Source organism: Pseudomonas sp. LARHCG127, assembly GCF_052871455.1.
Map to the genome: position 1 here is coordinate 259,379 of NZ_JBIXJT010000002.1, position 24,761 is coordinate 284,139.

At 62.3% G+C, this 24,761-nt stretch carries 24 protein-coding genes and 1 pseudogene; 18 read left to right on the forward strand and 7 right to left on the reverse strand.

What is annotated here, in order from left to right; genetic code table 11:
- Window positions 1–108 precede the first annotated feature (108 nt).
- On the reverse strand, window positions 109–783 hold the full coding sequence (gene radC, locus ACIPQ1_RS04630) for a RadC family protein (RefSeq protein WP_250964558.1): 675 nt from the start codon (window positions 781–783) through the stop codon (window positions 109–111).
- Between the two features lie 145 nt (window positions 784–928).
- Between radC and coaBC the strand changes: the two genes are divergently transcribed.
- From coaBC to argB, 4 genes and pseudogenes are all read left to right on the forward strand, one after another.
- Window positions 929–2,137, forward strand: a complete 1,209-nt coding sequence (coaBC, locus tag ACIPQ1_RS04635) for a bifunctional phosphopantothenoylcysteine decarboxylase/phosphopantothenate--cysteine ligase CoaBC (RefSeq protein WP_411385953.1) — start codon at window positions 929–931, stop codon at window positions 2,135–2,137.
- Between the two features lie 4 nt (window positions 2,138–2,141).
- A complete protein-coding gene (gene dut, locus ACIPQ1_RS04640; RefSeq protein WP_186706889.1) occupies window positions 2,142–2,597 on the forward strand; it encodes a dUTP diphosphatase in 456 nt (151 codons plus the stop codon).
- Between the two features lie 252 nt (window positions 2,598–2,849).
- Window positions 2,850–4,253, forward strand: a pseudogene (locus ACIPQ1_RS04645) (phosphomannomutase/phosphoglucomutase); the annotation flags it as partial.
- Between the two features lie 27 nt (window positions 4,254–4,280).
- Complete coding sequence (gene argB / locus ACIPQ1_RS04650) at window positions 4,281–5,186, forward strand: acetylglutamate kinase (RefSeq protein WP_003206871.1); 906 nt, start codon at window positions 4,281–4,283, stop codon at window positions 5,184–5,186.
- A gap of 195 nt (window positions 5,187–5,381) precedes the next feature.
- Here the strand turns inward: argB and pyrE are convergent, their stop codons facing one another.
- Window positions 5,382–6,026 carry an orotate phosphoribosyltransferase gene (gene pyrE / locus ACIPQ1_RS04655; protein ID WP_411385954.1) on the reverse strand — a complete coding sequence of 215 codons (645 nt, stop codon included), beginning with the start codon at window positions 6,024–6,026 and terminating at the stop codon, window positions 5,382–5,384.
- A gap of 82 nt (window positions 6,027–6,108) precedes the next feature.
- Here pyrE and ACIPQ1_RS04660 point away from each other — a divergent pair, with 82 nt between their 5' ends.
- Window positions 6,109–6,888 (forward strand): exodeoxyribonuclease III, encoded by a 780-nt coding sequence (locus ACIPQ1_RS04660; RefSeq protein ID WP_013694557.1) that lies wholly within the window; start codon window positions 6,109–6,111, stop codon window positions 6,886–6,888.
- 176 nt (window positions 6,889–7,064) lie between these two features.
- On the opposite strand, the gene ACIPQ1_RS04665 is transcribed toward ACIPQ1_RS04660, so the two are convergent.
- Both ACIPQ1_RS04665 and rph read right to left on the reverse strand, forming a co-directional pair.
- Entirely contained in the window at window positions 7,065–7,433 is a 369-nt protein-coding gene (locus tag ACIPQ1_RS04665) for a DUF4870 domain-containing protein (protein WP_186706896.1), read from the reverse strand.
- Between the two features lie 30 nt (window positions 7,434–7,463).
- Window positions 7,464–8,186, reverse strand: a complete 723-nt coding sequence (gene rph / locus ACIPQ1_RS04670; protein ID WP_003177262.1) for a ribonuclease PH — start codon at window positions 8,184–8,186, stop codon at window positions 7,464–7,466.
- 265 nt (window positions 8,187–8,451) lie between these two features.
- Here rph and ACIPQ1_RS04675 point away from each other — a divergent pair, with 265 nt between their 5' ends.
- From ACIPQ1_RS04675 to ACIPQ1_RS04700, 6 genes are all read left to right on the forward strand, one after another.
- Complete coding sequence (locus ACIPQ1_RS04675; RefSeq protein ID WP_411385955.1) at window positions 8,452–9,315, forward strand: YicC/YloC family endoribonuclease; 864 nt, start codon at window positions 8,452–8,454, stop codon at window positions 9,313–9,315.
- A 12-nt stretch (window positions 9,316–9,327) separates the two neighbouring features.
- Entirely contained in the window at window positions 9,328–9,948 is a 621-nt protein-coding gene (gmk, locus tag ACIPQ1_RS04680) for a guanylate kinase (protein WP_053126561.1), read from the forward strand.
- 167 nt (window positions 9,949–10,115) lie between these two features.
- A complete protein-coding gene (rpoZ, locus tag ACIPQ1_RS04685; RefSeq protein ID WP_003177259.1) occupies window positions 10,116–10,379 on the forward strand; it encodes a DNA-directed RNA polymerase subunit omega in 264 nt (87 codons plus the stop codon).
- 60 nt (window positions 10,380–10,439) lie between these two features.
- Window positions 10,440–12,545 (forward strand): bifunctional GTP diphosphokinase/guanosine-3',5'-bis pyrophosphate 3'-pyrophosphohydrolase, encoded by a 2,106-nt coding sequence (spoT, locus tag ACIPQ1_RS04690; protein ID WP_053126562.1) that lies wholly within the window; start codon window positions 10,440–10,442, stop codon window positions 12,543–12,545.
- A gap of 35 nt (window positions 12,546–12,580) precedes the next feature.
- Window positions 12,581–12,961 carry a RidA family protein gene (locus tag ACIPQ1_RS04695; protein ID WP_186706898.1) on the forward strand — a complete coding sequence of 127 codons (381 nt, stop codon included), beginning with the start codon at window positions 12,581–12,583 and terminating at the stop codon, window positions 12,959–12,961.
- Window positions 12,962–13,016: 55 nt separating this feature from the next.
- Window positions 13,017–13,757, forward strand: a complete 741-nt coding sequence (locus tag ACIPQ1_RS04700) for a hypothetical protein (protein WP_411385956.1) — start codon at window positions 13,017–13,019, stop codon at window positions 13,755–13,757.
- A 142-nt stretch (window positions 13,758–13,899) separates the two neighbouring features.
- Here the strand turns inward: ACIPQ1_RS04700 and ACIPQ1_RS04705 are convergent, their stop codons facing one another.
- Window positions 13,900–14,757, reverse strand: a complete 858-nt coding sequence (locus tag ACIPQ1_RS04705; protein ID WP_250964564.1) for an SDR family oxidoreductase — start codon at window positions 14,755–14,757, stop codon at window positions 13,900–13,902.
- 187 nt (window positions 14,758–14,944) lie between these two features.
- Between ACIPQ1_RS04705 and exbB the strand changes: the two genes are divergently transcribed.
- From exbB to ACIPQ1_RS04735, 6 genes are all read left to right on the forward strand, one after another.
- Window positions 14,945–15,928, forward strand: coding sequence for a tonB-system energizer ExbB (exbB, locus tag ACIPQ1_RS04710; protein WP_411385957.1), 984 nt, complete (start codon window positions 14,945–14,947; stop codon window positions 15,926–15,928).
- A 6-nt stretch (window positions 15,929–15,934) separates the two neighbouring features.
- Window positions 15,935–16,363: a TonB system transport protein ExbD gene (gene exbD, locus ACIPQ1_RS04715; protein ID WP_053126573.1), complete on the forward strand. Its 429-nt coding sequence runs from the start codon at window positions 15,935–15,937 to the stop codon at window positions 16,361–16,363.
- On the forward strand, window positions 16,360–17,115 hold the full coding sequence (locus ACIPQ1_RS04720) for an energy transducer TonB (protein WP_186730335.1): 756 nt from the start codon (window positions 16,360–16,362) through the stop codon (window positions 17,113–17,115). Before exbD ends, ACIPQ1_RS04720 begins: the two co-directional genes overlap by 4 nt.
- Window positions 17,116–17,440: 325 nt before the next feature.
- Window positions 17,441–18,361, forward strand: coding sequence for a hydrogen peroxide-inducible genes activator (locus ACIPQ1_RS04725; RefSeq protein WP_186706903.1), 921 nt, complete (start codon window positions 17,441–17,443; stop codon window positions 18,359–18,361).
- Window positions 18,362–18,370: 9 nt separating this feature from the next.
- Window positions 18,371–20,446 carry an ATP-dependent DNA helicase RecG gene (gene recG, locus ACIPQ1_RS04730; RefSeq protein WP_411385958.1) on the forward strand — a complete coding sequence of 692 codons (2,076 nt, stop codon included), beginning with the start codon at window positions 18,371–18,373 and terminating at the stop codon, window positions 20,444–20,446.
- A 79-nt stretch (window positions 20,447–20,525) separates the two neighbouring features.
- Window positions 20,526–21,923: an HDOD domain-containing protein gene (locus ACIPQ1_RS04735; RefSeq protein WP_446533666.1), complete on the forward strand. Its 1,398-nt coding sequence runs from the start codon at window positions 20,526–20,528 to the stop codon at window positions 21,921–21,923.
- Between the two features lie 166 nt (window positions 21,924–22,089).
- On the opposite strand, the gene ACIPQ1_RS04740 is transcribed toward ACIPQ1_RS04735, so the two are convergent.
- Window positions 22,090–22,470, reverse strand: a complete 381-nt coding sequence (locus ACIPQ1_RS04740; protein WP_250964568.1) for a helicase — start codon at window positions 22,468–22,470, stop codon at window positions 22,090–22,092.
- A 534-nt stretch (window positions 22,471–23,004) separates the two neighbouring features.
- Here ACIPQ1_RS04740 and ACIPQ1_RS04745 point away from each other — a divergent pair.
- Window positions 23,005–23,388: a DUF6124 family protein gene (locus ACIPQ1_RS04745; RefSeq protein WP_446533667.1), complete on the forward strand. Its 384-nt coding sequence runs from the start codon at window positions 23,005–23,007 to the stop codon at window positions 23,386–23,388.
- Between the two features lie 376 nt (window positions 23,389–23,764).
- On the opposite strand, the gene tagQ is transcribed toward ACIPQ1_RS04745, so the two are convergent.
- A complete protein-coding gene (tagQ, locus tag ACIPQ1_RS04750) occupies window positions 23,765–24,706 on the reverse strand; it encodes a type VI secretion system-associated lipoprotein TagQ (RefSeq protein ID WP_250962955.1) in 942 nt (313 codons plus the stop codon).
- Window positions 24,707–24,761: the final 55 nt, after the last annotated feature.

Below are 24,761 nucleotides of genomic sequence, written 5' to 3' on the forward strand. Positions count from 1 at the left end.
GGGTGATTGGCCGGTATTGCGGCCCAACTCAACCTTCACGGTGGGGTGTCCCCCCGCTATCGCGAGCAAGCTCGCTCCCACAAAGGGCCTCGCTTCGTCAGACCCGGCCTACATCCACCCCCACTCCGCCATCGACAACGGCTCGCCATCGCCAACGATGAAATGGTCGAGCACCCGCACATCGATCAACTCCAGGGCCTCCTGGAGACGCTCAGTGAGCACACGGTCGGCCTGGCTGGGCTCGGCGTTGCCGGAGGGGTGGTTGTGGCACAGGATCAACGCAGCGGCGTTATGGGCCAGGGCGCGCTTGACCACCTGCCGGGGATGGACACTGGCGCTGTCGATAGAACCGCGAAACAGCGCCTCGAAGGTCAGCACCTGGTGCTTGGAATTGAGAAACAGGCAACCGAACACCTCGTGGGGCTCGTGGCGCAGCATGGACTTGAGGTATTCACGCACCGCGAATGGGCTTTCCAGTGAAGTCTTTTCCCGTGCCCGCTCAGCCAAATGCCGCCGACTCATTTCCTGGGCCGCCTGCAACTGGGCAAACTTCGCCGGCCCGAGCCCCATATGATTGCTGAATGTAATCTGATCGGCTTCAAGCAGCGCGCGCAGGCTGCCAAATTGAATCAACAGTTGTCGCGCCAGATCCACCGCGCTTTTGCCCGACACGCCGGTGCGTAAAAAAATCGCCAGCAGCTCGGCGTCCGAAAGACTTCCCGCCCCCAGCGCCAATAACCTCTCCCGCGGTCGCTCGGCCGCGGGCCAATCGCGAATACTCATGGCATCTCCCTGATTGTGGGCGCCGCTGTTCCGTAGCGGTCGCTGTGATATCGTAGCCCATCTTTTTTGCAGGCGATTTGCACCCTGGCAGGCTGCTGCCAAGGGGTTCGCCCTGCACTGACCACTGAAATCGAAAGGCAGGCCTATGCAGCGGCTGTATCGGAAACGCATCGTTCTGGGCGTCGGCGGCGGCATTGCCGCCTACAAGAGCGCCGAGCTGGTTCGCCGACTCATCGACCAGGGCGCGGAAGTACGGGTCGTCATGACCCGTGGCGGCAGCGAGTTCATCACCCCGCTGACCCTGCAAGCCCTGTCCGGGCACCCGGTCCACCTGGATTTGCTCGACCCGGCGGCCGAAGCCGCCATGGGCCATATCGAACTGGCCAAGTGGGCCGACCTGGTGCTGATCGCCCCGGCCACGGCCGACCTGATCGCCCGTTTGGCCCAAGGCATCGCCGACGACCTGCTGACCACCCTGGTGCTCGCCACCGACGCCGTGGTCGCCGTCGCCCCCGCCATGAACCAGGCCATGTGGCGCGACCCGGCCACCCAGGCCAACCTGCAACTGCTGGAAAGCCGCGCCCTGAAAGTCTTCGGCCCAGCCTCCGGCAGCCAGGCCTGCGGCGACGTCGGCATGGGGCGCATGCTCGAGGCTACCGACCTGGCCCAGTGCGCCGCCGATTGCTTCCAGCGCCAGGCCCTGACCGGCAAGCATGTGCTGATCACCGCCGGGCCGACCCAGGAAAACATCGACCCGGTGCGCTACATCACCAACCACAGCTCCGGAAAAATGGGCTTCGCCCTGGCCGAAGCCGCCGTCGAAGCCGGCGCCCGGGTGACGCTGATCACAGGTCCCGTGCACCTGCCGACCCCGGACCGGGTCACGCGCATCGACGTGGTCAGCGCCCGAGACATGCTCGCGGCCTGCGAAGCGGCCATCCCGTGCGACCTGTTCATCGCCTCGGCTGCGGTAGCGGACTACCGCCCCGAAGTCGTTGCCCCGCAAAAATTGAAGAAAGACCCTACAAGCGGCGACGGCCTGCTCCTGCAAATGGTGCGCAACCCGGACATCCTGGCCAGCATCGCCACCCGCCCCGACCGACCCTTCAGTGTCGGCTTCGCCGCCGAGACCGAACACCTGCTCGATTACGCCGCCCGCAAGCTCAAGGACAAGAACCTCGACTTGATCGTCGCCAACGATGTGGCCAACCCGAGCATCGGCTTCAACAGCGAAGAAAACGCCTGCAGCGTGATCGACCGCCAGTTGCACGCCACACTTTTCGCCCAGACCAGCAAGAGCAAGATTGCCCGCCAGCTGATCACTTTCATCGCCGAACGTCTGAACCAGGTTTAATGTCATGCACGCTCTACAAGCCAAGATCCTCGACCCACGCATCGGCAGCGAATTCCCGCTGCCGCAATACGCCACACCAGGCTCCGCCGGCCTCGATCTGCGGGCGATGCTCAAGCAAGACACGATCCTGGAGCCAGGCCAGACCCTGCTGATTCCTACCGGCCTGTCGGTGTACATCGGCGACCCGGGCCTGGCCGCACTGATCCTGCCGCGCTCGGGCCTGGGCCACAAACACGGCATCGTGCTGGGCAACCTGGTGGGCCTGATCGATTCCGACTACCAGGGCGAACTGATGGTGTCGTGCTGGAACCGCGGCCAAACGGCCTTCAATATTGCCGTGGGCGAGCGCATCGCGCAGTTGGTACTGGTGCCGGTGGTCCAGGCCCACTTCGAACTGGTCGACGAATTCGACGAGAGCCAGCGCGGCGCCGGTGGTTTCGGACATTCCGGCAGCCATTGACCGCTCGATTGCGGGCCCGGCGTCCTGCCCGGCCCGTTCATGAAGCTTCTGTTTCAGGACAAAAAATGCGCAATGGCTTTCTGCTAGGTTTCCCATCCGGAATCAATGTATTAGGCGAGCGAGGCCGGGGTACCGCTGTCTCATGGCACTTTCCCACCACGAACTCTCTGTCAAAAACGCCGTCATACCCTTCAGCTTGAGCCTGCCGACACCCAGTGTCGGCCTGTCCAGTCACTTTCCTGATAGAGCGCCCCGCCCATGAACACCCCAGCCGCAATCGCCCCGATCTTCCCTGAAAGCATTTTCCGCGCCTACGACATCCGTGGCGTGGTACCGGAAACCCTCACCGCCGAAACCGCCTACTGGATCGGCCGCGCCATTGGCTCCCAGAGCCTGGCCCAGGGCGAACCGAACGTGTGCGTCGGCCGTGACGGCCGCTTGTCGGGCCCCGAGCTGGTTGAGCAATTGATCAAAGGCGTTGCCGACAGCGGCTGCCACGTCAGCGACGTGGGCCTGGTGCCGACGCCCGCGCTGTATTACGCCGCCAACGTGCTGGCCGGTAAATCCGGGGTGATGCTCACCGGTAGCCACAACCCGTCGAACTACAACGGTTTCAAGATCGTTATCGCCGGCGACACCCTCGCCAACGAGCAGATCCAGGCCCTGCACACCCGCCTCAAGACCAATGACCTGAGCAGCGGCCAGGGCAGCGTGACCAAGGTCGACATTCTCCCGCGCTACAACGACGAGATCGTCAAGGACGTGAAGCTCGCCCGCCGCCTGAAAGTGGTGGTCGATTGCGGCAACGGCGCGGCCGGCGTGATCGCCCCGCAACTGATCGAAGCCCTGAACTGCGAAGTTATCCCGCTGTTCTGCGAAGTCGACGGCAATTTCCCTAATCACCACCCGGACCCGGGCAAGCTGGAAAACCTGCAAGACCTGATCGCCAAGGTCAAGGAAACCAACGCCGACCTGGGCCTGGCCTTCGACGGCGATGGCGACCGCGTGGGCGTGGTGACCAATACCGGCAGCGTGGTGTTCCCGGACCGCCTGCTGATGCTGTTTGCCAAGGACGTGGTGGCGCGCAACCCCGATGCCGAGATCATTTTCGACGTGAAATGCACCCGTCGCCTGGTGCCGCTGATCAAGGAATATGGCGGTCGCCCGCTCATGTGGAAAACCGGTCACTCGTTGATCAAGAAGAAAATGAAGCAGAGCGGCGCCCTGCTGGCCGGCGAAATGAGCGGCCACATCTTCTTCAAGGAACGCTGGTTCGGTTTCGACGATGGCATCTACAGCGCCGCGCGCCTGCTGGAGATCCTCAGCAAGGAAAAATCCACGGCCGAAGAACTGTTCGCGACCTTCCCGAACGATATTTCTACGCCAGAAATCAATATCCATGTGACCGAAGAGAGCAAATTCAGCATCATTGATGCACTGCACGACGCCCAGTGGGGCGAAGGCGCCGAACTGACCACCATCGACGGTGTGCGGGTCGACTACCCACAAGGCTGGGGCCTGGTCCGCGCCTCCAACACCACGCCGGTGCTGGTGCTGCGTTTCGAAGCCGACAACGAGGCGGAACTGCAGCGCATCAAGGACGTATTCCACGCCCAACTCAAACGTGTTGCACCTGATCTCCAACTACCGTTTTGATTTTTTGAAGCACTACCGGAGCCCTGAATGACCCTCGAACGCGAAGCCGCCGCCAACACCGCCAAGGTCCTGTCCGAAGCGTTGCCTTATATCCGACGCTACGTCGGCAAGACCCTGGTGATCAAATACGGCGGCAACGCGATGGAAAGCGAGGAGCTCAAGACCGGCTTCGCCCGCGACATCGTGCTGATGAAGGCCGTGGGCATCAACCCGGTGGTGGTCCACGGTGGTGGCCCGCAGATCGGCGACCTGCTCAAGCGCCTGTCGATCGAGAGTCACTTCATCGACGGCATGCGCGTGACCGATGCACAGACCATGGATGTGGTGGAGATGGTCCTTGGCGGCCAGGTCAACAAGGACATCGTCAACCTGATCAACCGCCATGGCGGCAGCGCCATCGGTCTGACGGGCAAGGACGCCGAGCTGATCCGGGCGAAGAAACTCACCGTCACCCGCCAGACCCCGGAGATGACCCAGCCGGAAATCATCGACATCGGTCACGTGGGCGAAGTAGTCGGCATCAACACCGACCTGCTGAACCTGCTGGTCAAGGGCGACTTCATCCCGGTCATCGCACCCATCGGCGTGGGTGCCAACGGTGAGTCGTACAACATCAACGCCGATTTGGTGGCAGGCAAGGTTGCCGAGGCACTGAAAGCTGAAAAGCTGATGCTGCTGACCAACATCGCCGGCCTGATGGACAAGTCGGGCAAGGTCCTGACCGGACTGTCGACCCAGCAGGTCGATGACCTCATCGCCGACGGCACCATCTACGGCGGCATGCTGCCAAAGATTCGTTGCGCGCTGGAAGCGGTACAGGGCGGCGTCGGCAGCTCGCTGATCATCGACGGCCGGGTGCCCAATGCGATCCTGCTGGAGATCTTCACCGACACCGGCGTGGGTACGTTGATCAGCAATCGCAAGCGTCCTTAAGCGATACCTGCAAAAAAAGACCCCGCTCAACCTGGTTGAGCGGGGTCTTTTTTTGCACCACTTTTTCAGATGATGCTTTTGTGGCGAGGGAGCTTGCTCCCGCTGGGCTGCGCAGCGGCCCCAACATTTTGCGGTCGCTGCGCGACCGAGCGGGAGCAAGCTCCCTCGCCACAAGATCAAAACCAGCGGGGCTTTTTAGACGCCGAACTGGGCGCGGTAGGCTTCCACTGCCGGCAAATGCTGCTTGAGCTGCGGATCATCGGCCAAAAATTCCAGCACCTGGTTCAGCGACACGATGCTGATCACCGGAATACCAAAGTCGCGCTCCACTTCCTGGATCGCCGACAGCTCTCCATTGCCGCGCTCCTGGCGGTTCAGGGCGATCAGCACACCAGCGGCCTTGGCGCCTTCCTGGGAACCGATGATCTGCATCACTTCGCGAATGGCGGTGCCCGCGGTGATCACGTCGTCGATGATCAATACTTCGCCGGCCAGCGGCGCGCCGACCAGGCTGCCGCCTTCGCCGTGGGCCTTGGCTTCCTTGCGGTTGAAGCACCAGGGCAGGTCGCGATCGTGGTGTTCGGCCAAGGCCACAGCGGTGGTGGCAGCCAGCGGGATGCCTTTGTAGGCCGGGCCAAACAATACGTCGAACGGGATGCCGCTCTCGACGATGGCTGCGGCATAGAACCGGCCCAACTGCGCCAGGGCGGTTCCGCTGTTGAACAGGCCCGCATTGAAGAAGTACGGGCTGGTGCGCCCGGACTTGAGGGTGAATTCACCGAAGCGCAAAACGCCGCGATCGATGGCAAAGCGAATGAAATCGCGCTGATACGCCTGCATGAAAAAAGCCTCAAATACCGCGGATTTAGCTAAATAGGTACACGGCGTGTATCATACACGCACGTGATTTTTGGGGCCATTTATGCGGATCATCAGTGTGAACGTCAATGGTATTCAGGCTGCAGTCGAGCGTGGTTTGCTCAGTTGGCTGCAAGCACAGAATGCCGACGTCATCTGCCTGCAGGACACCCGCGCCTCCGCCTTTGAACTGGACGATGCAGCCTTCCAACTGGATGGTTACTTCCTTTATGCCTGCGATGCCGAAGTCCCCGCCCAGGGTGGCGTGGCTTTGTACTCGCGGCTGCAACCGAAGGCTGTCATCAACGGTCTCGGTTTCGAGACGGCGGACCGCTACGGGCGCTACCTGCAAGCCGATTTCGACAAGGTCAGCATCGCGACCTTGCTGCTCCCTTCGGGGCAGAACGGCGATGAAGATTTGAATCAGAAATTCAAGTTGATGGACGACTTCGCCCGTTACCTTGATAAACAGCGACGCAAACGTCGCGAGTACATTTATTGTGGCTCGCTGTACGTGGCGCAACAGAAGCTGGATATCAAGAACTGGCGCGACAGCCAGCAATCTCCTGGTTTCCTGGCGCCGGAACGGGCCTGGATGGACGAGATCATTGGCAACATGGGTTATGTCGACGCCCTGCGTGAAGTCAGCCGCGAAGGCGACCAATACAGCTGGTGGCCAGACAACGAGCAGGCCGAGATGCTCAACCTCGGCTGGCGTTTCGACTACCAGTTGCTGACGCCCGGGTTGCGCCGCTTCGTACGCAGCGCCCGCCTGCCGCGCCAGCCACGGTTCTCGCAGCATGCGCCGCTGATCGTGGATTACGATTGGACGCTGACCATCTAAGCACCATTCGTACCTACAAAAAACCGACAGCGATGTCGGTTTTTTTGTAGGTGCTGGAAATCAATTGCGAGAGCGAGCTTGCTCGCGATAGCCATGTATCAGTCAACATTCATGTCGAATGTTGCACCGCTATCGCGAGCAAGCTCGCTCCCAAAAAAGCAATGCGCCACTGATCGTTATTTAACCAACCGCCAGGTAAACGGATACCGATACGGTTGCCCTTCATTGGCCTTCACGCCGCCAATGATGGTCAGTACCAGCGCACCGATGGCCACCAGGCCGAACAGGAAGAAGCCGATCACCACGATCATCAGCAGCAGGCTGATCGCCGCGGCGATCGCCACGGTGATCTGGAAGTTCAGCGCTTCCTTGCCCTGGGCATCGATGAACGGGTCGGATTCACGCTTGATCTGCCAGATGACCAGTGGCCCGATCAGCGAACCGAACGGAATGAAAATTCCCACTAGTGCAGACAGGTGACAAAACATCGCCCATTGCCGCACTTCTTTGCTCGGCTGGGGCAACAGGACTTGCTCATCACTCATGACATTCTCCTTGTCTGAAGCGCACAACGATCAGTCGGCCAAGGCGGCCTTTTGCAGTTCGAAGATCTCGTTCATGCCTTTCTTCGCCAATTCCAGCATAGCGTTCAATTCTTCCGGCTGGAACGGCGCGCCCTCGGCGGTGCCCTGGACTTCGATGAAACCACCGGCGCTGGTCATGACCACGTTCAGGTCGGTCTCGGCGGCGGAATCTTCCAGGTAATCCAGGTCCAGCACCGGCTCGCCCTGGTACATGCCCACGGACACGGCGGCGATCATTTGCTTGAGCGGGTCACCGCCCTTGAGGCCGCCGCGCTTCTTGATCACTTTCAAGGCATCGACCAGCGCAACCATGGCCCCGGTAATGGAAGCCGTACGCGTGCCGCCGTCGGCCTGGATCACATCGCAATCGACATACAGCGTCACGTCGCCCAGCTTGGACATGTCCAGCGCAGCGCGCAGCGAACGACCGATCAGACGCTGGATTTCCAGGGTGCGGCCGCCCTGCTTGCCACGGCTGGCCTCACGCTGGTTCCGCTCGCCGGTGGCGCGCGGCAGCATGCCGTATTCGGCGGTCAACCAGCCCTGGCCTTGGCCCTTGAGAAACCGTGGTACGCCGTTTTCGACGCTGACGGTGCAGATGACCTTGGTATCACCGAATTCGACCAGTACAGATCCCTCGGCGTGTTTGGTGTAGTTGCGGGTAATGCGGATCGAGCGAAGCTGATCGGCAGCGCGACCACTTGGACGTTTCATAGGGAACACCTGTACAGAGGACGGAAAACTGCCGGACATTATAGAGCCGTGGGCCGCCAGAGGGCAGTTTAAAAAAGCTGACGCGACCGATGAACGCGCCCAAAGCCCCGGCCGACGGGCTGCAGCGGTTTGTTGCCGGAGCTGTTTGGGCGCTTGGGTCCCACTGCGCTACAATCCCGCGCCTTTGCTGTCCTTCAGCATTTATCCACAGATCCCAGGCCCCGCGACCATTGATTGTGGCCGGCCTGCATTGCGAGGAACCCCCATGGTGCACAGCATGACCGCCTTCGCCCGCGTCGAGAAAGCCGGGGCCCAAGGCACGCTGAGCTGGGAGCTGCGCTCGGTCAACAGCCGTTACCTGGAACCGCACCTGCGCCTGCCCGAGTCCTTCCGCGACCTGGAAGGCAACGTGCGCGAAGCGCTGCGCCAGGGCCTGTCCCGAGGCAAGCTGGAATGCACCCTGCGTTTCACCGAAGAAAGCACCGGCAAACCCCTGCAAGTAGACCGCGAGCGCGCCGCGCAGTTGGTCGCCGCCGCCGAAACCATCGCCAGCCTGATCAAAAACCCCGCGGCCCTGAATCCATTGGAAGTCCTGGCCTGGCCCGGCGTGCTGGTGGGTGACGCGAGCGACCCCCAGGCGCTGAACGCCGAAGCGCTGGCACTGTTCAACCAAGGCTTGAAAGAGCTCAAGGCCGGTCGCGAGCGTGAAGGCGCGGAGCTGGCCCGGCTGATCAACGAGCGCCTGACTTCCATCGAAGAAGACGTCAGCACCCTGCGCGAGCTGGTCCCGCAGATGCTCGCCACCCAGCGCCAGAAGGTCCTCGATCGTTTCGCCGACATGAAGGCCGAGCTGGACCCGCAACGCCTGGAACAGGAAATGGTCATGCTCGCGCAAAAGAGCGACGTGGCCGAAGAACTGGATCGCCTGAGCACCCACATCATCGAAGTCCGCCGGGTGCTCAAGTCCGGCGGCGCGGCCGGTCGCCGCCTCGACTTCCTGATGCAAGAGCTCAACCGCGAAGCCAATACACTGGGCTCCAAAGCCTTCGACCCGCGCAGCACCCAGGCAGCGGTCAACCTCAAGGTGTTGATCGAGCAAATGCGCGAACAAGTGCAGAACATTGAGTAAGGCTAACCCGACATGACCCACAGCACCGGCACTCTCTATATCATTTCCGCGCCCTCGGGCGCCGGCAAGACCAGCCTGGTCAAGGCGCTGATCGACGCCGAGCCGCAGATCCGCGTCTCGGTCTCGCACACCACCCGTGCCATGCGCCCGGGCGAAGTCAACGGCGTGAACTATCACTTCGTCGACCGCGAAGAGTTCGTGAAGATGGCCGAGCACGGCGACTTCCTGGAGCGCGCCGAAGTCTTCGGCAACCTCTACGGCACGTCGCAAAGCTATCTGCAGCAGACCCTCGACGAAGGCCACGACCTGATCCTGGAAATCGACTGGCAAGGCGCCGAGCAGGTGCGCAAGCTGATGCCCCAGGCCCGCTCGATCTTCATCCTGCCACCGAGCCAGCAGGCCTTGCGCCAGCGCCTGACCAACCGCGGCCAGGACAGCGACGAAATCATCGAGGGCCGGATGCGTGAAGCGGTCAGCGAAATGAGCCACTACGTCGACTACGATTACCTGATCATCAACGACGATTTCGCCCACGCGCTGGACGACCTGAAGGCGATTTTCCGCGCCAGCCAGCTGCAACAGAAACGCCAGCAGCAACGTTTCGGTAAATTATTGGCCGAACTACTGGGCTGAACAGCCCTTCCCAAAACCGCTGCGACGGCTTTACATTGGTACTCGCAGCGCGCCGAGGGGTTTGGTTAAAAAATCAGCGCTTCCCTAAACGCTGGTGTTTTTTTAAACTGTCGAGTCCGCTCGCCCAACCGGGCAGCGCGCATATTGCATTCGCTCCGAGGAATACCATGGCCCGCGTAACCGTTGAAGACTGCCTAGAACACGTGGAAAACCGCTTTGAGCTGGTCATGCTCTCTACCAAGCGTGCCCGTCAACTGGCCACCGGCGGCAAAGAGCCATTGGTCCAGTGGGAAAACGACAAGCCTACCGTGGTAGCGCTGCGTGAAATCGCCGAAGGCCTGATGAGCTACGAGTTCATCGCCAACGCTGAGATCGTCGAAGACGAACCGCTGTTCGCAGCGTTCGAGGACGAGTCCAACGAGGCGGTCTAAGCCTATGCCTGGTCGACGTAGCACGGCGCGGGGTCACAGCAAACGGCAGGAGTCACCATCATGCCGAGCATAGACGCCCTCGCCGATCGCTTATCGGCCTACCTCGGCACGGACCAGGTCAACTTGGTCCGCCGAGCCTATTTCTACGCCGAACAAGCCCACGACGGCCAACGCCGACGCAGCGGCGAGGCGTACGTCACGCACCCGCTTGCGGTGGCGAACATTCTTGCCGACATGCACATGGACCATCAGAGCCTGATGGCGGCGATGCTGCATGACGTGATCGAAGACACCGGCATTGCCAAGGAAGCGCTGCAAGCGCAGTTCGGCGAAACCGTGGCCGAACTGGTCGACGGGGTCAGCAAGCTGACCCAGATGAACTTCGAGACCAAGGCCGAGGCCCAGGCCGAAAACTTCCAGAAAATGGCCATGGCCATGGCGCGCGACATCCGCGTGATCCTGGTCAAGCTCGCCGACCGCCTGCACAACATGCGCACCCTGGAAGTGCTGTCCGGCGAAAAACGCCGGCGCATCGCCAAGGAAACCCTGGAAATCTACGCCCCCATCGCCAATCGCCTGGGCATGCATGCCATCCGCATTGAGTTTGAAGACCTGGGCTTCAAGGCGATGCACCCGATGCGTTCGGCGCGGATCAACCAGGCCGTCAAGCGCGCCCGGGGCAACCGCAAGGAAATCGTCAACAAGATCGAAGAGTCCCTGAGCCACTGCCTGGCCATCGACGGCATCGAAGGCGAAGTCAGCGGGCGCCAGAAACATCTCTACGGCATCTACAAGAAAATGCGCGGCAAGCGCCGGGCCTTCAACGAGATCATGGACGTCTACGCGTTCCGGATCATCGTCGACAAGGTCGACACCTGCTACCGCGTGCTGGGTGCTGTGCATAATTTGTACAAACCGTTGCCGGGGCGCTTCAAGGACTACATCGCGATCCCCAAGGCCAACGGCTACCAGTCGCTGCACACCACGCTCTTCGGCATGCACGGCGTGCCGATCGAAATCCAGATCCGCACCCGTGAAATGGAAGAGATGGCCAACAACGGCATCGCCGCCCACTGGCTCTACAAATCCAGCGGTGACGAACAGCCCAAGAGCACCCACGCCCGCGCCCGGCAGTGGGTCAAGGGCGTGCTGGAAATGCAGCAGCGCGCCGGCAACTCCCTGGAATTCATCGAGAGCGTGAAGATCGACCTGTTCCCGGACGAGGTCTACGTCTTCACGCCCAAGGGCCGGATCATGGAGCTGCCCAAGGGCTCCACGGCCGTGGACTTTGCCTATGCGGTGCACACCGACGTCGGCAACAGCTGCATTGCCTGTCGCATCAACCGCCGCCTGGCACCGTTGTCCGAACCGCTGCAAAGTGGCTCCACGGTGGAGATCGTCAGCGCCCCCGGCGCGCGCCCCAACCCGGCATGGCTCAACTTCGTGGTCACCGGCAAGGCCCGCACGCACATCCGTCACGCGCTGAAGCTGCAACGTCGCTCCGAATCCATCAGCCTCGGCGAACGCCTGCTGAACAAGGTCCTGAACGGCTTCGACAGCTCCCTGGACAAGATCCCGGGTGAGCGGGTGCAGGTGATGCTCCACGAATACCGTCTCGAATTGATCGAAGACCTGCTCGAAGACATCGGCCTGGGCAATCGCATGGCCTATGTCGTCGCCCGTCGCCTGCTCGGCGAAGGCGAACAGCTGCCAAGCCCCGAAGGCCCGCTGGCGATTCGCGGCACCGAAGGCCTGGTGCTCAGCTATGCCAAGTGTTGCACGCCGATCCCGGGCGATCCGATTGTCGGCCACCTGTCCGCCGGCAAGGGAATGGTGGTGCACCTGGACAACTGCCGCAACATCAGCGAAATCCGCCACAACCCGGAAAAATGCATCCAGCTCTCCTGGGCCAAGGATGTCACCGGCGAATTCAATGTCGAGCTGCGAGTCGAGCTGGAACACCAGCGCGGCCTGATCGCCCTGCTGGCCAGCAGCGTCAACGCCGCCGACGGCAATATCGAAAAAATCAGCATGGACGAGCGCGATGGTCGCATCAGTGTCGTCCAATTGGTGGTCAGCGTGCACGACCGTGTGCACCTGGCCCGCGTGATCAAGAAGCTGCGCGCCCTGACCGGCGTTATCCGCATCACCCGGATGCGCGCATAACGCCTCAATAGCCTATTCCTTACAAGGAGTCATCGATGACCAAGACCGTAATCACCAGCGACAAGGCCCCAGCCGCCATCGGCACCTATTCCCAGGCGATCAAGGCCGGCAACACGGTGTACATGTCGGGCCAGATCCCACTGGACCCGAAAACCATGGAACTGGTGGAAGGCTTCGAAGCCCAGACCGTGCAGGTGTTCGAAAACCTCAAGGCCGTGGCCGAGGCTGCCGGTGGTTCGTTCAAGGACATCGTCAAGCTGAATATCTTCCTCACCGACCTGAGCCACTTTGCCAAGGTCAACGAGATCATGGGCAAATACTTCGACCAGCCCTACCCTGCCCGCGCCGCCATCGGCGTAGCGGCCCTGCCGAAGGGTTCGCAGGTCGAGATGGATGCCATCCTGGTCCTCGAGTAATAAGGTCGGCGCAGCTTCCCCCGCTGCGCCGTTTTCGTCTTGAAAGGATTCCACCATGCGCAAAGCGCTTGCTCTCTCGCTGGCAGCCCTGCTTCTGGGCGGCTGCGCCAGCGACCCTGCCGACCGTGACATCAGCGGCACCTGGATCAACCAGGCGGCCATCGACGCTGCCGCCAAGGGCGGCCCGCTGCGCGAAGCGCTGCAAGGCTATGGCCCGAACCTGGAATGGGACGTCAACACCCGGGCCGGCCAGGCGCGCTACACCAACGGTTTTGAAAACGTCGAAGGCAAGTTGCTGGGCGAAGAAGACGGCGCCTGGAAAGTCGACTTCTACGGCAGCTCCGCCAGCGAACTCAAGCGCGACGGCGACCAGTTGAGCCAGGCCGCCACCGAAAACGAACCGCAACAGGTGTTCGACCGCGCGCAAGTCCAGGTACCGGAAGGCGCACCCATCGGTGCCAGTTTCGAGCGCGCGCTGTATGCCGCTTACCTCGGTGGCACTTGGAACATCACCAGCGGCCCCGGCCAGGGCGCCACCGTGCAATTCCAGCCCGACGGCCAGGTCAGCGGCCTGCCGGGTGCCGATCGCTACGCCTTGTGCCTGGCCGGCGATTGCGCCTCCATGAGCGGCGGCAACGACAACATCTGGCTGCAGCAGAACGGCCAGGGCAATACATGGATCTTTGCCCGCGACGGCAAGAAATTGGAAATTTTCCAGACCGTGAATGCGGCATTGGCGGACGAAATGCCGTCGTTCACGCCGGGCAACCGGCAGTGGGTGCTTGAAAAGCAGTAACGCGATTCAGGTGACAACAAAACTCCCTGTGGGAGCGAACTTGCTCGCGATAGCGGTGTAACAGTCAACTTCGATATTGACTGTCAGGGCCTCATCGCGAGCAAGTTCGCTCCCACAGTTTGTTTTTGGGCTGCCAGGGGAATCAGCAGCGCCCTTCCAGAATCGCCGCATACCCCTCGCGAAAACTCGGATAACGCGGCGTCCAGCCCAAGGCCTTCGCCCGGGCATTGCTGCAGCGCTTGCTGCCGGCGCGCCGCACGCTGGCATCTTCGGCCCACTCGGTAACACCCATGAATTCCCGCAGCCAGCCCACGACTTCGGCCAACGGCGCAGGGGCATCGTCGACGCCGATGTAGCAGTCGTCCAGAACCTTGCCTTGGCGATCAGCCTCCAGCAGAAACGCCAGCAAGCCGGCCGCGTCGTCAGCGTGGATACGATTGGCGTACAGCGGCGGGTCGATCACCACGCGATAACCCTGGCGCACCTGGCTCAGCAACCACTCCCGACCTGGACCATAAATGCCGGTCAGGCGCACGCGACTGGCCGGAATGCCGCTGTCCAGGGCGACTTGCTCGGCTTCGAGCATCAGTCGACCGGAATACCCGCCGGCCACGGTGGGCGAAGTTTCATCCACCCATTCGCCCTGCTGCTGCCCATACACACTGCTGCTGGACACAAACAACAGGCGCTTGGGCCGTTGGCCATGCTGCTTCAGCCAGCCCAGCACATGCTGCAACCCTTCGACGTAAGCGGTGCGATAGCCCGCCTCGTCATGGTCGGTGGCCGCCGCGCTGTACACCAGGTAATCCAGCGACCCGGTGGGCCAGTCGGCGGGGCATTGCTCGCTGAACAAATCCCCTGCCACCCCGATGACGCCCGCCGGCAAGTTCGAAACCGTGCGCCGCAGGCCATGGACTTGCCAATGTTCGGCCACTAACCGGCTGGCCAGGCGGCCGCCGATATCACCGCAGCCGGCGATCAAAACAGAAGGCGCGGACATCAAGAACTCCTCTGGCAAAGCCGCAGACTAGCCTCCGCGGGGGATGAGCGGCTAGCCATGTGAGAAAAAAAGTTACTGTATTACTTTTGTTAACAAGAATTACTTGCAATAATGCTCGCCACTTTTGTTCTCGGCCCACGAGGCCTGGAAGAACATCCATCTTCTTTTTTTCTCAGGTCCGGCCAGCATGAAACGCTCTCTATCCCCCGCTTCGCCAACCAATCGACCTCGTGCCTGGAGCACGGTAGCCGCCTTGTTGTTCAGCCTGTTGCTGGCACCTGCCGCGGCCTTCGCCGATGCACAGGCGCCCGCCACGACCCCAGCGACGACTCCGGCCGCCGCACCTGCTGCCGCCCAGGCGCCTGCCGATCCGGCCGCTCCTGTTGCGACGCCGGTCGCCACCGACCCGGCCCAAGCCGTCGAGGCCCCGGCACCTGAAGTGCTCGAAGCCGACAATACCCTGGGCATGGCCCACGACCTGTCGCCATGGGGCATGTACCAGAACGCCGACATCATCGTGAAGATCGTGATGATCGGTCTGGCCATCGCCTCGATCATCACCTGGACCATCTGGATCGCCAAAGGCTTCGAGCTGCTGGGTGCCAAGCGTCGCTTGCGCGGTGAAATCGCCGCCCTGAAAAAAGCCGCCACCCTCAAGGAAGCCAGCGCCACCGCGGCGAAGGAAGGCACCCTCGCCAACCTGCTGGTGCATGACGCCCTCGAAGAGATGCGCCTGTCGGCCAACAGCCGCGAGAAGGAAGGCATCAAGGAGCGCGTGAGCTTCCGCCTCGAGCGCCTGGTCGCCGCCTGCGGTCGCAACATGAGCAGCGGCACCGGTGTGCTCGCCACCATTGGTTCCACCGCGCCGTTCGTCGGCCTGTTCGGCACCGTGTGGGGCATCATGAACAGCTTCATCGGCATCGCCAAGACCCAGACCACCAACCTCGCCGTCGTCGCTCCGGGTATTGCCGAAGCCCTGCTGGCAACGGCACTGGGCCTGGTCGCGGCAATCCCGGCGGTGGTGATCTACAACGTCTTCGCCCGCTCCATTGCCGGCTACAAGGCCCAGGTTTCCGACGCTTCGGCTGAAGTCCTGCTGCTGGTCAGCCGTGACCTCGACCACTTGCCGCCCGAGCGTGGCTCGCAACCGCACATGGTGAAAGTGGGGTAATCGGCCATGGGCCTGCATTTGAAAGAAGGCGCAGACGACGATCTGGCCGAGAACCACGAAATCAACGTCACGCCGTTCATCGACGTGATGCTGGTGCTGTTGATCATCTTCATGGTGGCGGCCCCGCTGGCCACCGTGGACATCAAGGTCGACCTGCCGGCGTCGACGGCCAAGCCTTCGCCGCGGCCGGAGAAACCGGTGTTCCTCAGCGTCAAGGCCGATCAGCGCCTGTTCCTCGGTGAGGAAGAGGTCAAGGCCGACACCCTCGGCGCGACCCTCGACGCCAAGACCCAGGGCAAGAAAGACACGACGATCTTCTTCCAGGCCGATAAAGGCGTGGACTACGGCGACCTGATGAGCGTGATGGACGCACTGCGAAGCGCCGGCTACCTGAAGGTCGGCCTGGTCGGACTCGAGACGGCGCCTAAAAAATGATCACGACGCGCCAAAAGCTGACGCGTTACAGCGGTAGCCTGGCAGTGGTGCTGGGCGTGCATGCGCTCGCCATCGCCCTGGCGCTGAACTGGACCACGCGAGCGCCCATCGAGTTGCCGCCCCAGGCGATGATGGTCGAGCTGGCGCCGGTCCCAGCCCCGCCGCCACCGGCACCGCCAAAAGTCGTCACACCGCCGCAACCGCCCGAGCCGGTGGAAGAGCTGCCGCTGCCTAAACTCGCCGAAGCACCGAAGCCTGAAATCGCCGTGCCCAAGCCGGTCAAGCCCAAGCCCAAGCCTCAACCGCCCAAGCCCAAACCGGTGGAGAAAAAACCCGAGCCGCCGAAGGAACAGCCGTCGGAGCAGAAACCCAGCGACACGCCGCCAACCCAGTCAGTGGCCGAGAAGTCCGCGCAACCGGCGCCTGGCCCGTCGCCCGCGCAATCAGCCGCCAAGGCCAACTGGCAGGGCACGCTGCTGGCGCACCTGGGCAAGTACAAGAAGTACCCGCCCAGGGCCCAGCAAATGAACAAGGAAGGCACCAACCGCCTGCGTTTCGTGGTGGATGCCGACGGCAACGTGTTGTCATTCGAACTGGTGGGCAGTTCCGGCACCGAGTTGCTGGACCGGGCCACCCTGGAAATGATCCGCCGCGCCCAGCCGTTGCCCAAGCCACCGGCGGAGTTGCTGACCAACGGCACTATCGAACTGACGGCACCGTTTGTGTACTCCATCGACAAGCGCCGGCGTTGACCCAATCTGGCAACCCGATTGCAGGTTGAATCCTGTGGCGAGGGAGCTTGCTCCCGCTGGGCCGCGAAGCGGCCCCAAAACCAGCGAATGTGCTGCATCAGGCAGACCGCGTTCGCCGCACCAGAGGCCTGCTGCGCAGGCCAGCGGGAGCAAGCTCCCTCGCCACAATGAGCACAACCGACCTAAAGGCATCGAAAGATGCCTTTTTCATATCCAGCAACGCCCCACAGACATTCGCCAGTGTCCCACCGCACCCCCAGTCTGATAACGTGCGTCTATCGATTGCAGCCGGTATGCTTGGCTCGCAACTTCACGGACGCTCGCCATGACCCTCACAGAATTACGCTACATCGTGACCCTCGCCCAAGAGCAGCATTTCGGCCATGCGGCCGAGCGCTGCCACGTCAGCCAGCCGACGCTGTCGGTGGGTGTGAAAAAACTTGAAGACGAACTCGGTGTGCTGATTTTCGAGCGCAGCAAAAGCGCCGTGCGCCTGACCCCGGTGGGCGAAGGCATCGTCGCCCAGGCACAGAAGGTCCTTGAACAGGCCCAAGGCATTCGCGAACTGGCCCAGGCCGGCAAGAACCAACTGACCGCCCCGCTGAAAGTCGGCGCGATCTACACCGTCGGCCCGTACCTGTTTCCGCACCTGATTCCGCAACTGCACCGGGTCGCCCCGCAGATGCCGTTGTACATCGAAGAAAATTTCACCCACGTGCTGCGCGACAAGCTGCGCAACGGCGAGCTGGACGCGATCATCATCGCCCTGCCGTTCAACGAAGCCGACGTCCTGACCCTGCCGCTCTATGACGAACCGTTCTACGTCCTGATGCCGGCAGAGCACCCCTGGACCCAGAAAAAAACCATCGACGCCGCCCTGCTCAACGACAAGAGCCTGCTGCTGCTCGGCGAGGGCCACTGCTTCCGCGACCAGGTGCTCGAAGCCTGCCCGACCCTGACCAAGGGCAGCGAAGGCGCCAAGCACACCACGGTGGAATCCAGCTCCCTGGAAACCATTCGCCACATGGTCGCTTCCGGCCTGGGTATCTCGATCCTGCCGCTGTCGGCGGTGGACAGCCATCATTACTCCCCTGGCGTGATCGAAGTCCGCCCGCTGACGCCACCCGTGCCGTTCCGCACCGTTGCCATCGCCTGGCGCGCCAGCTTCCCGCGGCCCAAGGCCATCGAAATCCTCGCCGACTCGATCCGCCTGTGCTCCGTGGCCAAGCCGCCCGCTGCCAAGTAAGCCGCTGCCATGACTGAGCTGTCGAAAGTGCCGGTCACGACACTCAAGGGTGTCGGTGAAGCCATGGCCGAGAAACTGGCCAAGGTCGGCCTGGAAAACCTCCAGGACCTGCTGTTTCACCTGCCGTTGCGCTATCAGGACCGCACCCGCGTGGTGCCCATCGGCCATCTGCGCCCGGGGCAGGACGCGGTGATTGAAGGCACCGTCAGCGGCGCCGATGTAGTCATGGGCCGTCGTCGCAGCCTGGTGGTGCGCCTGCAGGATGGCACCGGTGGGCTCAGCCTGCGCTTCTATCACTTCAGCAATGCGCAAAAGGAAGGTCTCAAGCGCGGCACCCGCGTGCGTTGCTACGGCGAAGCACGGCCCGGGGCGTCGGGGCTGGAGATCTATCACCCGGAATACCGCAGCATTACCGGTGACGAACCGCCGCCCGTGGATGAAACCCTGACCCCGGTCTATCCGCTCACCGAAGGCCTGACCCAACAACGTTTGCGCCAGCTCTGCCAGCAAACCCTGACGCTACTGGGCCCCAGCAGCCTGCCCGACTGGCTGCCCACGGAACTGGCGCGGGATTACCAGTTGGCGCCGCTGGCCGATGCGATCCGCTACCTGCACCATCCGCCCGCCGATGCCGACGTCGACGAACTCGCCCTCGGCCATCACTGGGCCCAGCATCGCCTCGCGTTCGAAGAACTGCTGACCCATCAACTGTCCCAGCAACGCCTGCGCGAAAGCCTGCGTTCCCTGCGCGCCCCGGCCATGCCCAAGGCCAAGGACCTGCCGGCCCGCTACCTGGCCAACCTCGGCTTCACCCCAACGGGCGCCCAGCAACGGGTGGGCAACGAAATCGCCTACGACCTGAGCCAGCCCGAGCCGATGCTGCGGCTGATCCAGGGCGATGTCGGCGCCGGCAAGACCGTGGTTGCCGCCCTCGCCGCGCTGCAGGCCTTGGAGGCCGGTTATCAAGTGGCGTTGATGGCGCCCACCGAGATCCTGGCCGAGCAACATTTCATCACCTTCCAGCGCTGGCTCGAACCACTGGGCATTGAAGTCGCCTGGCTGGCCGGCAAGCTCAAGGGCAAGAACCGCGCCGCCGCCCTGGCGCAGATCGCCGAGGGCGCGCCGATGGTGGTCGGCACCCATGCGCTGTTCCAGGATGAAGTGCAGTTCAAGAACCTGGCGCTGGTGATCATCGACGAACAGCACCGCTTCGGCGTGCAACAACGCCTGGCTTTGCGGCAGAAAGGCGTGGGTGGCCGGATGTGCCCTCATCAACTGATCATGACCGCCACGCCGATCCCACGGACCCTGGCGATGAGCGCCTACGCCGACCTCGACACCTCGATCCTCGACGAACTGCCCCCCGGCCGCACACCGGTCAACACCGTGCTGGTCACCGATACCCGACGAGTGGAAGTGATCGAGCGCGTGCGCAGCGCCTGTGCCGAAGGGCGGCAGGCCTATTGGGTGTGCACATTGATCGAAGAGTCGGAAGAGCTGACCTGCCAGGCGGCCGAAACCACCTTCGAGGACCTCACCGCCGCCCTCGGAGAGTTGAAGGTCGGGCTGATCCACGGCCGCATGAAACCCGTCGAAAAAGCCGCGGTCATGGCTGAATTCAAGGCCGGCGCCCTGCAACTGCTGGTCGCCACAACGGTGATCGAGGTCGGCGTCGACGTGCCAAACGCCAGCCTGATGATCATCGAAAACCCCGAGCGCCTGGGCCTGGCGCAGTTGCACCAGCTGCGCGGCCGGGTGGGCCGGGGCAGCGCCGCCAGCCATTGCGTCTTGCTCTATCACCCGCCACTGTCGCAGATCGGGCGCCAGCGGCTGGGGATCATGCGCGAAACCAACGACGGTTTCGTCATCGCCGAAAAAGACCTCGAATTGCGCGGCCCCGGTGAAATGCTCGGCACGCGCCAGACCGGTCTGCTTCAATTCAAGGTAGCCGACTTGATGCGCGACGCCGATCTGCTCCCTGCCGTGCGCGACGCCGCCCAGGCCCTGTTGGAACGCTGGCCCGACCACGTCAGCCCGCTGCTGGATCGCTGGCTGCGTCATGGGCAGCAATACGGCCAAGTGTGAGCACGCGCTCAGTTTTCAAGACCCGCGTGCCGGACAAGCTGGTTATACTGACCAACTTGTAGGAAAACGGATACAGACCATGACAGAAGCTGCCCTCGTCCCCGAAGCCCCGCACGCTCCGTCTGTTATTCGGCTGTTGCTCGAGAAATTGGGCATCGGCTATGACGAAGTACTCGAACGACCCGGCCTGAACCCAGCCCGCAAGGTGCAGGCTGTGTTGCTGCACGATGCCGTTGGCGCGCTCATGGTGCTGTTTCCACAAAGCCAGCTGCTGGACCTCAATCGCCTGGCCGAACTCACCGGTCGCAAGCTCACGGCGGTGCCGACCGAACGCCTGGAGCGCATGCTCGGCAAACACAGCCTGAGCCTGCTGCCCGGCCTGCCCGCGCTAACCAGCTCACCGTGCCTGTACGAAGAAAGCCTGCTGCGCGAACCCAAATTGCTGATCAACTCCGGCGAGCCGGGGCTGCTGCTGGAAGTGACCAGCGAAGCGTTCAAGACCATGCTCACCAAGGCCAGCGCCGCGACATTTGGCGAAGCCGTGAGCAATATCACCCCCAACCTGGACCGCCCGCACGACGACCGCGCGGAAATCACCCAGGCTGTGCAAGCGTTTACCGCCCGGCGTATCCAGCAACGGCTGGAAGAAACCATCGAAATCCCGCCGCTGGCTGAAACCGCGCAAAAAATCATCAAGCTGCGGGTCGACCCCGACGCCACCATCGACGACATCACCGGCGTGGTGGAAACCGATCCGGCCCTGGCCGCGCAAGTGGTGAGCTGGGCCGCCTCGCCCTACTACGCCTCGCCCGGCAAGATTCGCTCGGTGGAAGACGCCATCGTCCGGGTGCTGGGCTTCGACCTGGTGATCAACCTCGCACTGGGCCTGGCCCTGGGCAAGACCCTGAGCCTGCCCAAGGACCACCCGCAACACACCACGCCGTACTGGCAGCAATCGATCTACACCGCCGCCGTCATCGAGGGCCTGACCCGCGCCATGCCGCGGGCCCAGCGCCCCGAAGGCGGCCTGACCTACCTGTCGGGCCTGCTGCATAACTTCGGTTATCTGCTGCTGGCCCACGTGTTCCCGCCGCACTTCTCGCTGATCTGCCGACACCTGGAGGTCAACCCGCACCTGTGCCATAGCTACGTGGAGCAACACTTGCTGGGCATCAGCCGCGAGCAGATCGGCGCCTGGCTGATGCGCTACTGGGACATGCCCGACGAACTGGCCACCGCCCTGCGCTTCCAGCACGACCCGCACTACGACGGCGAATACGCCGCCTACCCGAACTTGGTGTGCCTGGCCGTGCGCCTGCTGCGCTCGCGCAGCATTGGCTCCGGCCCGGATGAAGACATCCCGGATGCGTTGCTCGAACGTGTGGGCCTGACCCGGGAAAAGGCCAACGATGTGGTCAGCAAAGTGCTTGAAGCCGAAGTGCTGCTGCGGGAATTGGCTTCGCAGTTCGGCCACTGACCGCATTGCAGGCAACTGAGCTTTTGTGGCGAGGGAGCTTGCTCCCGCTCGGCTGCGCAGCAGACGCAAAACCTGCCGACGCGATCCGCCTGGAGGACCGCGTCAATCCATTTGGGGCCGCTTCGCAGCCCAGCGGGAGCAAGCTCCCTCGCCACAGGCTTCCCGACTAGACCTTCTTGGCCTTCCTCGGCTTCAAATACTTGGTCAGCCCCTGGAACCAGATCACCAGCGCCGGGTTGCCCTTGATCTGGATCGACTTGTCCTGAATCCCCGTCATGAATGCCAACTGCTTGTTCTTGGCCTGCATCGTCGCGAAGCCATAGGCGGCGTCCTTGAAGGCGATGGCGAAGGCCGGGGTCGGGTAAACCCCGGACTGGCTGGTGATGCGCTGGTTCTTCACGGTGAAATGCCGGGCGACCTTGCCATCCAGGGTTTGCAGCTGGAACACCAATTCCTTGTCGCCCAACTGCTGTTGGAACGCCGGGTTGGTCCGGCTGGCCTTGCCCATCAACAACCCCAGCATCCACAACAGAAAACGAAATTTCATGGGCACAGCCTCGTGAGAAAAGATCAATGGCTGGCAGTTTAGCGATTCTTCGGCGCAACGCCATCATCGGATCGCTTTAGCGGAAGATCAGCTGGTTTTCGCGAAAGATGACTGCTAAGTCACGAATCCAAAAATCAAAAGATCGCAGCCTTCGGCAGCTCCTACATCGATTTCCGTAGGAGCTGCCGAAGGCTGCGATCCTTTGATCCTTTTCCCCTGCCAAACCCTGGGACATTTCCTTCAACACGGCGGGCTGTTCATGAACTAGGCACCCTGGTTTTGCGCGGCTAACCTGGGTTCGTCATCGCAAAAAACGGTGACACGGACGTGCAAGTCCGGTACATATCGGCGCGCAACTGCTACGCCAAACGGCTCACGCTCGTATTGGTGTGTTTATGGCGGCTGCGCGCGGGAGACTCTCGAGGTCTGCCGGGGTCCGATATGCCCGGTCTTGCACACCCGCGCACAGCTGCCACCCCTTTCGGTGCAACGAAAGGTGCCAGCCTTCCTTCAATACATATCGGAAATACATTTATGTTCAAGGTCACTCCCAATCCGCCACAAAGCGGCCACAAATCCCGAGTCGAAGCGCAGGAAGAAAAAAAGCTCGAAGACGCCGCCACCCGCGCCCTCGACTACTACCTCAACCCCAAGCCCGCCTCACCGCCCGAACCCGACAAAAACCAACTCTTCATCGTGTCCCCCCACATCGACACCGAAACCCTGCTGGCCAACGCCTCCGAAGACCTGCTCTCCATCAGCACCATCGCCGCCGACCTGGCTGATGATGTGGATGACTCACGCCGCTGCGTCGCCCTGGCGATCAGCCGGATGGCCGATGGGGTGCAGTTGCTGGTTGAGCGGGCATTGGATCATTTGGAAACCAAGGAGATGGCGGCGCCTGGTGCCAAGGGGTAGCGCCTTGCTTTGATGCAAGCTGGGCCGGCGCCATCGCGAGCAAGCTCGCTCCCACAGGGTTCTGTGTCGGACCGAATCTCAAGTTCAACACCAATCCACTGTGGGAGCGAGCCTGCTCGCGATAGCGGAGTGTCAGGCAACAACGATGCAAGCTGAACCGACGCCTTCGCGAGCAGGCTCGCTCCCACAGGGGATTGGGGGTGTTGCGGATATTTCGATCACCACAAAAACAACTGTGGGAGCGAGCTTGCTCGCGATGGCGGTGGGTCAGTCGACATTGATGCCAACTGAACCGACGCCTTCGCGAGCAAGCCCGCTCCCACAGGTTTCACACAGTGATCACTCCCCAAGGGGATGATCAGCCACCCTCACTCAATCAAACATTCGGGCAAGGAACCGGTGCCCAGTCGCCCAGGTCCGGGTTTTTGCACATGCTGTTCACCTGAGTAGTACCCGCGCTGGCAACCTGCTTGCTTTGATCTTGCTTGGCCTTGGCGTCCTGCAAGGTCTTCTCAGTGGCGACCGCTTCTTTCGGCACGACTGGCAGCTCTTTCTTCTTCGCCGGCGTCACTTTCTTCTTGGTCTTGGTGCTGGTCTGAGCCGCCACAACCTGCGTGGTATCGGCAGTGGCCACGGTCACCACGTCAGTACGCTGCACACCCACTTGCTGCAGGTCTTTCTCGTAGGCCTGGGTGTAGTTGTTCAGGTCTTCGGAGGCTTTGCCGTTGACCGCGACGATCAGGTCGTTCGACTCTTTCAGGCCCGCGACGATTTCTGCCAGGCGCTTGCGGCCTTCGGTATCGTTGATGGTCTTGGCCTTGCGGTCGGCAACCAGTTTGCTGAACGCGTTCTGGTAGCACTGCTGCGAGGTCTTGGCGTAGGCGGTGCTGCGGTCGATGTCCGAAGCGCTTTTGCTAACGTCGGCAGCGTAAGAGGCGATGCGCATGTTGTCATCGGCGATCTGCTTCTGGCGCTCGGTGTAATAACCGGCGGCACCACCGGCCAAGGCGCCGCCCGCGGCACCGATGGCGGCGTTGCGACCACGATCTTCCTTGTCAGCGGTCAGGGCGCCCAGCAGCGCCCCGCCGACCGCGCCAACGGCCGCACCGGTGACAACCGACTTGGTCATGTTGCCTTCGGTGGCGCGCAAGTGCTGCACCGGCTCGTAGCAGTTCGGGTAGTACTCGACCTTGGTGCTCGACGCGACCTTGGACGTCGGCGACGTGGCGCAGCCGGTCAGTACGGTGCTGAAGCCGACAGCGACCATCAGCAAGTGACGCTTGGAAACCGAAGCCAAAGGTTTACGGGAGAAAAGCATAGTTGTGTTCTCTTTTAAGTGTTGACCAGCTCAGCACGGCGCTATCGCCGCCTGA

Excerpts from the sequence above, each read along its gene's own strand:
- dut (WP_186706889.1), top strand. The coding sequence starts at position 2,142 with ATGCACGCTCTACAAGCCAAGATCCTCGACCCACGCATCGGCAGCGAA.
- radC (WP_250964558.1), bottom strand. The coding sequence starts at position 783 with ATGAGTATTCGCGATTGGCCCGCGGCCGAGCGACCGCGGGAGAGGTTA.
- ACIPQ1_RS04735 (WP_446533666.1), top strand. The coding sequence starts at position 20,526 with ATGACAGAAGCTGCCCTCGTCCCCGAAGCCCCGCACGCTCCGTCTGTT.
- ACIPQ1_RS04695 (WP_186706898.1), top strand. The coding sequence starts at position 12,581 with ATGACCAAGACCGTAATCACCAGCGACAAGGCCCCAGCCGCCATCGGC.
- rpoZ (WP_003177259.1), top strand. The coding sequence starts at position 10,116 with ATGGCCCGCGTAACCGTTGAAGACTGCCTAGAACACGTGGAAAACCGC.
- recG (WP_411385958.1), top strand. The coding sequence starts at position 18,371 with ATGACTGAGCTGTCGAAAGTGCCGGTCACGACACTCAAGGGTGTCGGT.
- ACIPQ1_RS04705 (WP_250964564.1), bottom strand. The coding sequence starts at position 14,757 with ATGTCCGCGCCTTCTGTTTTGATCGCCGGCTGCGGTGATATCGGCGGC.
- ACIPQ1_RS04660 (WP_013694557.1), top strand. The coding sequence starts at position 6,109 with ATGCGGATCATCAGTGTGAACGTCAATGGTATTCAGGCTGCAGTCGAG.
- coaBC (WP_411385953.1), top strand. The coding sequence starts at position 929 with ATGCAGCGGCTGTATCGGAAACGCATCGTTCTGGGCGTCGGCGGCGGC.
- ACIPQ1_RS04740 (WP_250964568.1), bottom strand. The coding sequence starts at position 22,470 with ATGAAATTTCGTTTTCTGTTGTGGATGCTGGGGTTGTTGATGGGCAAG.
- pyrE (WP_411385954.1), bottom strand. The coding sequence starts at position 6,026 with ATGCAGGCGTATCAGCGCGATTTCATTCGCTTTGCCATCGATCGCGGC.
- ACIPQ1_RS04745 (WP_446533667.1), top strand. The coding sequence starts at position 23,005 with ATGTTCAAGGTCACTCCCAATCCGCCACAAAGCGGCCACAAATCCCGA.
- exbD (WP_053126573.1), top strand. The coding sequence starts at position 15,935 with ATGGGCCTGCATTTGAAAGAAGGCGCAGACGACGATCTGGCCGAGAAC.
- argB (WP_003206871.1), top strand. The coding sequence starts at position 4,281 with ATGACCCTCGAACGCGAAGCCGCCGCCAACACCGCCAAGGTCCTGTCC.
- ACIPQ1_RS04665 (WP_186706896.1), bottom strand. The coding sequence starts at position 7,433 with ATGAGTGATGAGCAAGTCCTGTTGCCCCAGCCGAGCAAAGAAGTGCGG.
- tagQ (WP_250962955.1), bottom strand. The coding sequence starts at position 24,706 with ATGCTTTTCTCCCGTAAACCTTTGGCTTCGGTTTCCAAGCGTCACTTG.
- ACIPQ1_RS04720 (WP_186730335.1), top strand. The coding sequence starts at position 16,360 with ATGATCACGACGCGCCAAAAGCTGACGCGTTACAGCGGTAGCCTGGCA.
- ACIPQ1_RS04700 (WP_411385956.1), top strand. The coding sequence starts at position 13,017 with ATGCGCAAAGCGCTTGCTCTCTCGCTGGCAGCCCTGCTTCTGGGCGGC.
- exbB (WP_411385957.1), top strand. The coding sequence starts at position 14,945 with ATGAAACGCTCTCTATCCCCCGCTTCGCCAACCAATCGACCTCGTGCC.
- ACIPQ1_RS04675 (WP_411385955.1), top strand. The coding sequence starts at position 8,452 with ATGGTGCACAGCATGACCGCCTTCGCCCGCGTCGAGAAAGCCGGGGCC.
- ACIPQ1_RS04725 (WP_186706903.1), top strand. The coding sequence starts at position 17,441 with ATGACCCTCACAGAATTACGCTACATCGTGACCCTCGCCCAAGAGCAG.
- rph (WP_003177262.1), bottom strand. The coding sequence starts at position 8,186 with ATGAAACGTCCAAGTGGTCGCGCTGCCGATCAGCTTCGCTCGATCCGC.
- spoT (WP_053126562.1), top strand. The coding sequence starts at position 10,440 with ATGCCGAGCATAGACGCCCTCGCCGATCGCTTATCGGCCTACCTCGGC.
- gmk (WP_053126561.1), top strand. The coding sequence starts at position 9,328 with ATGACCCACAGCACCGGCACTCTCTATATCATTTCCGCGCCCTCGGGC.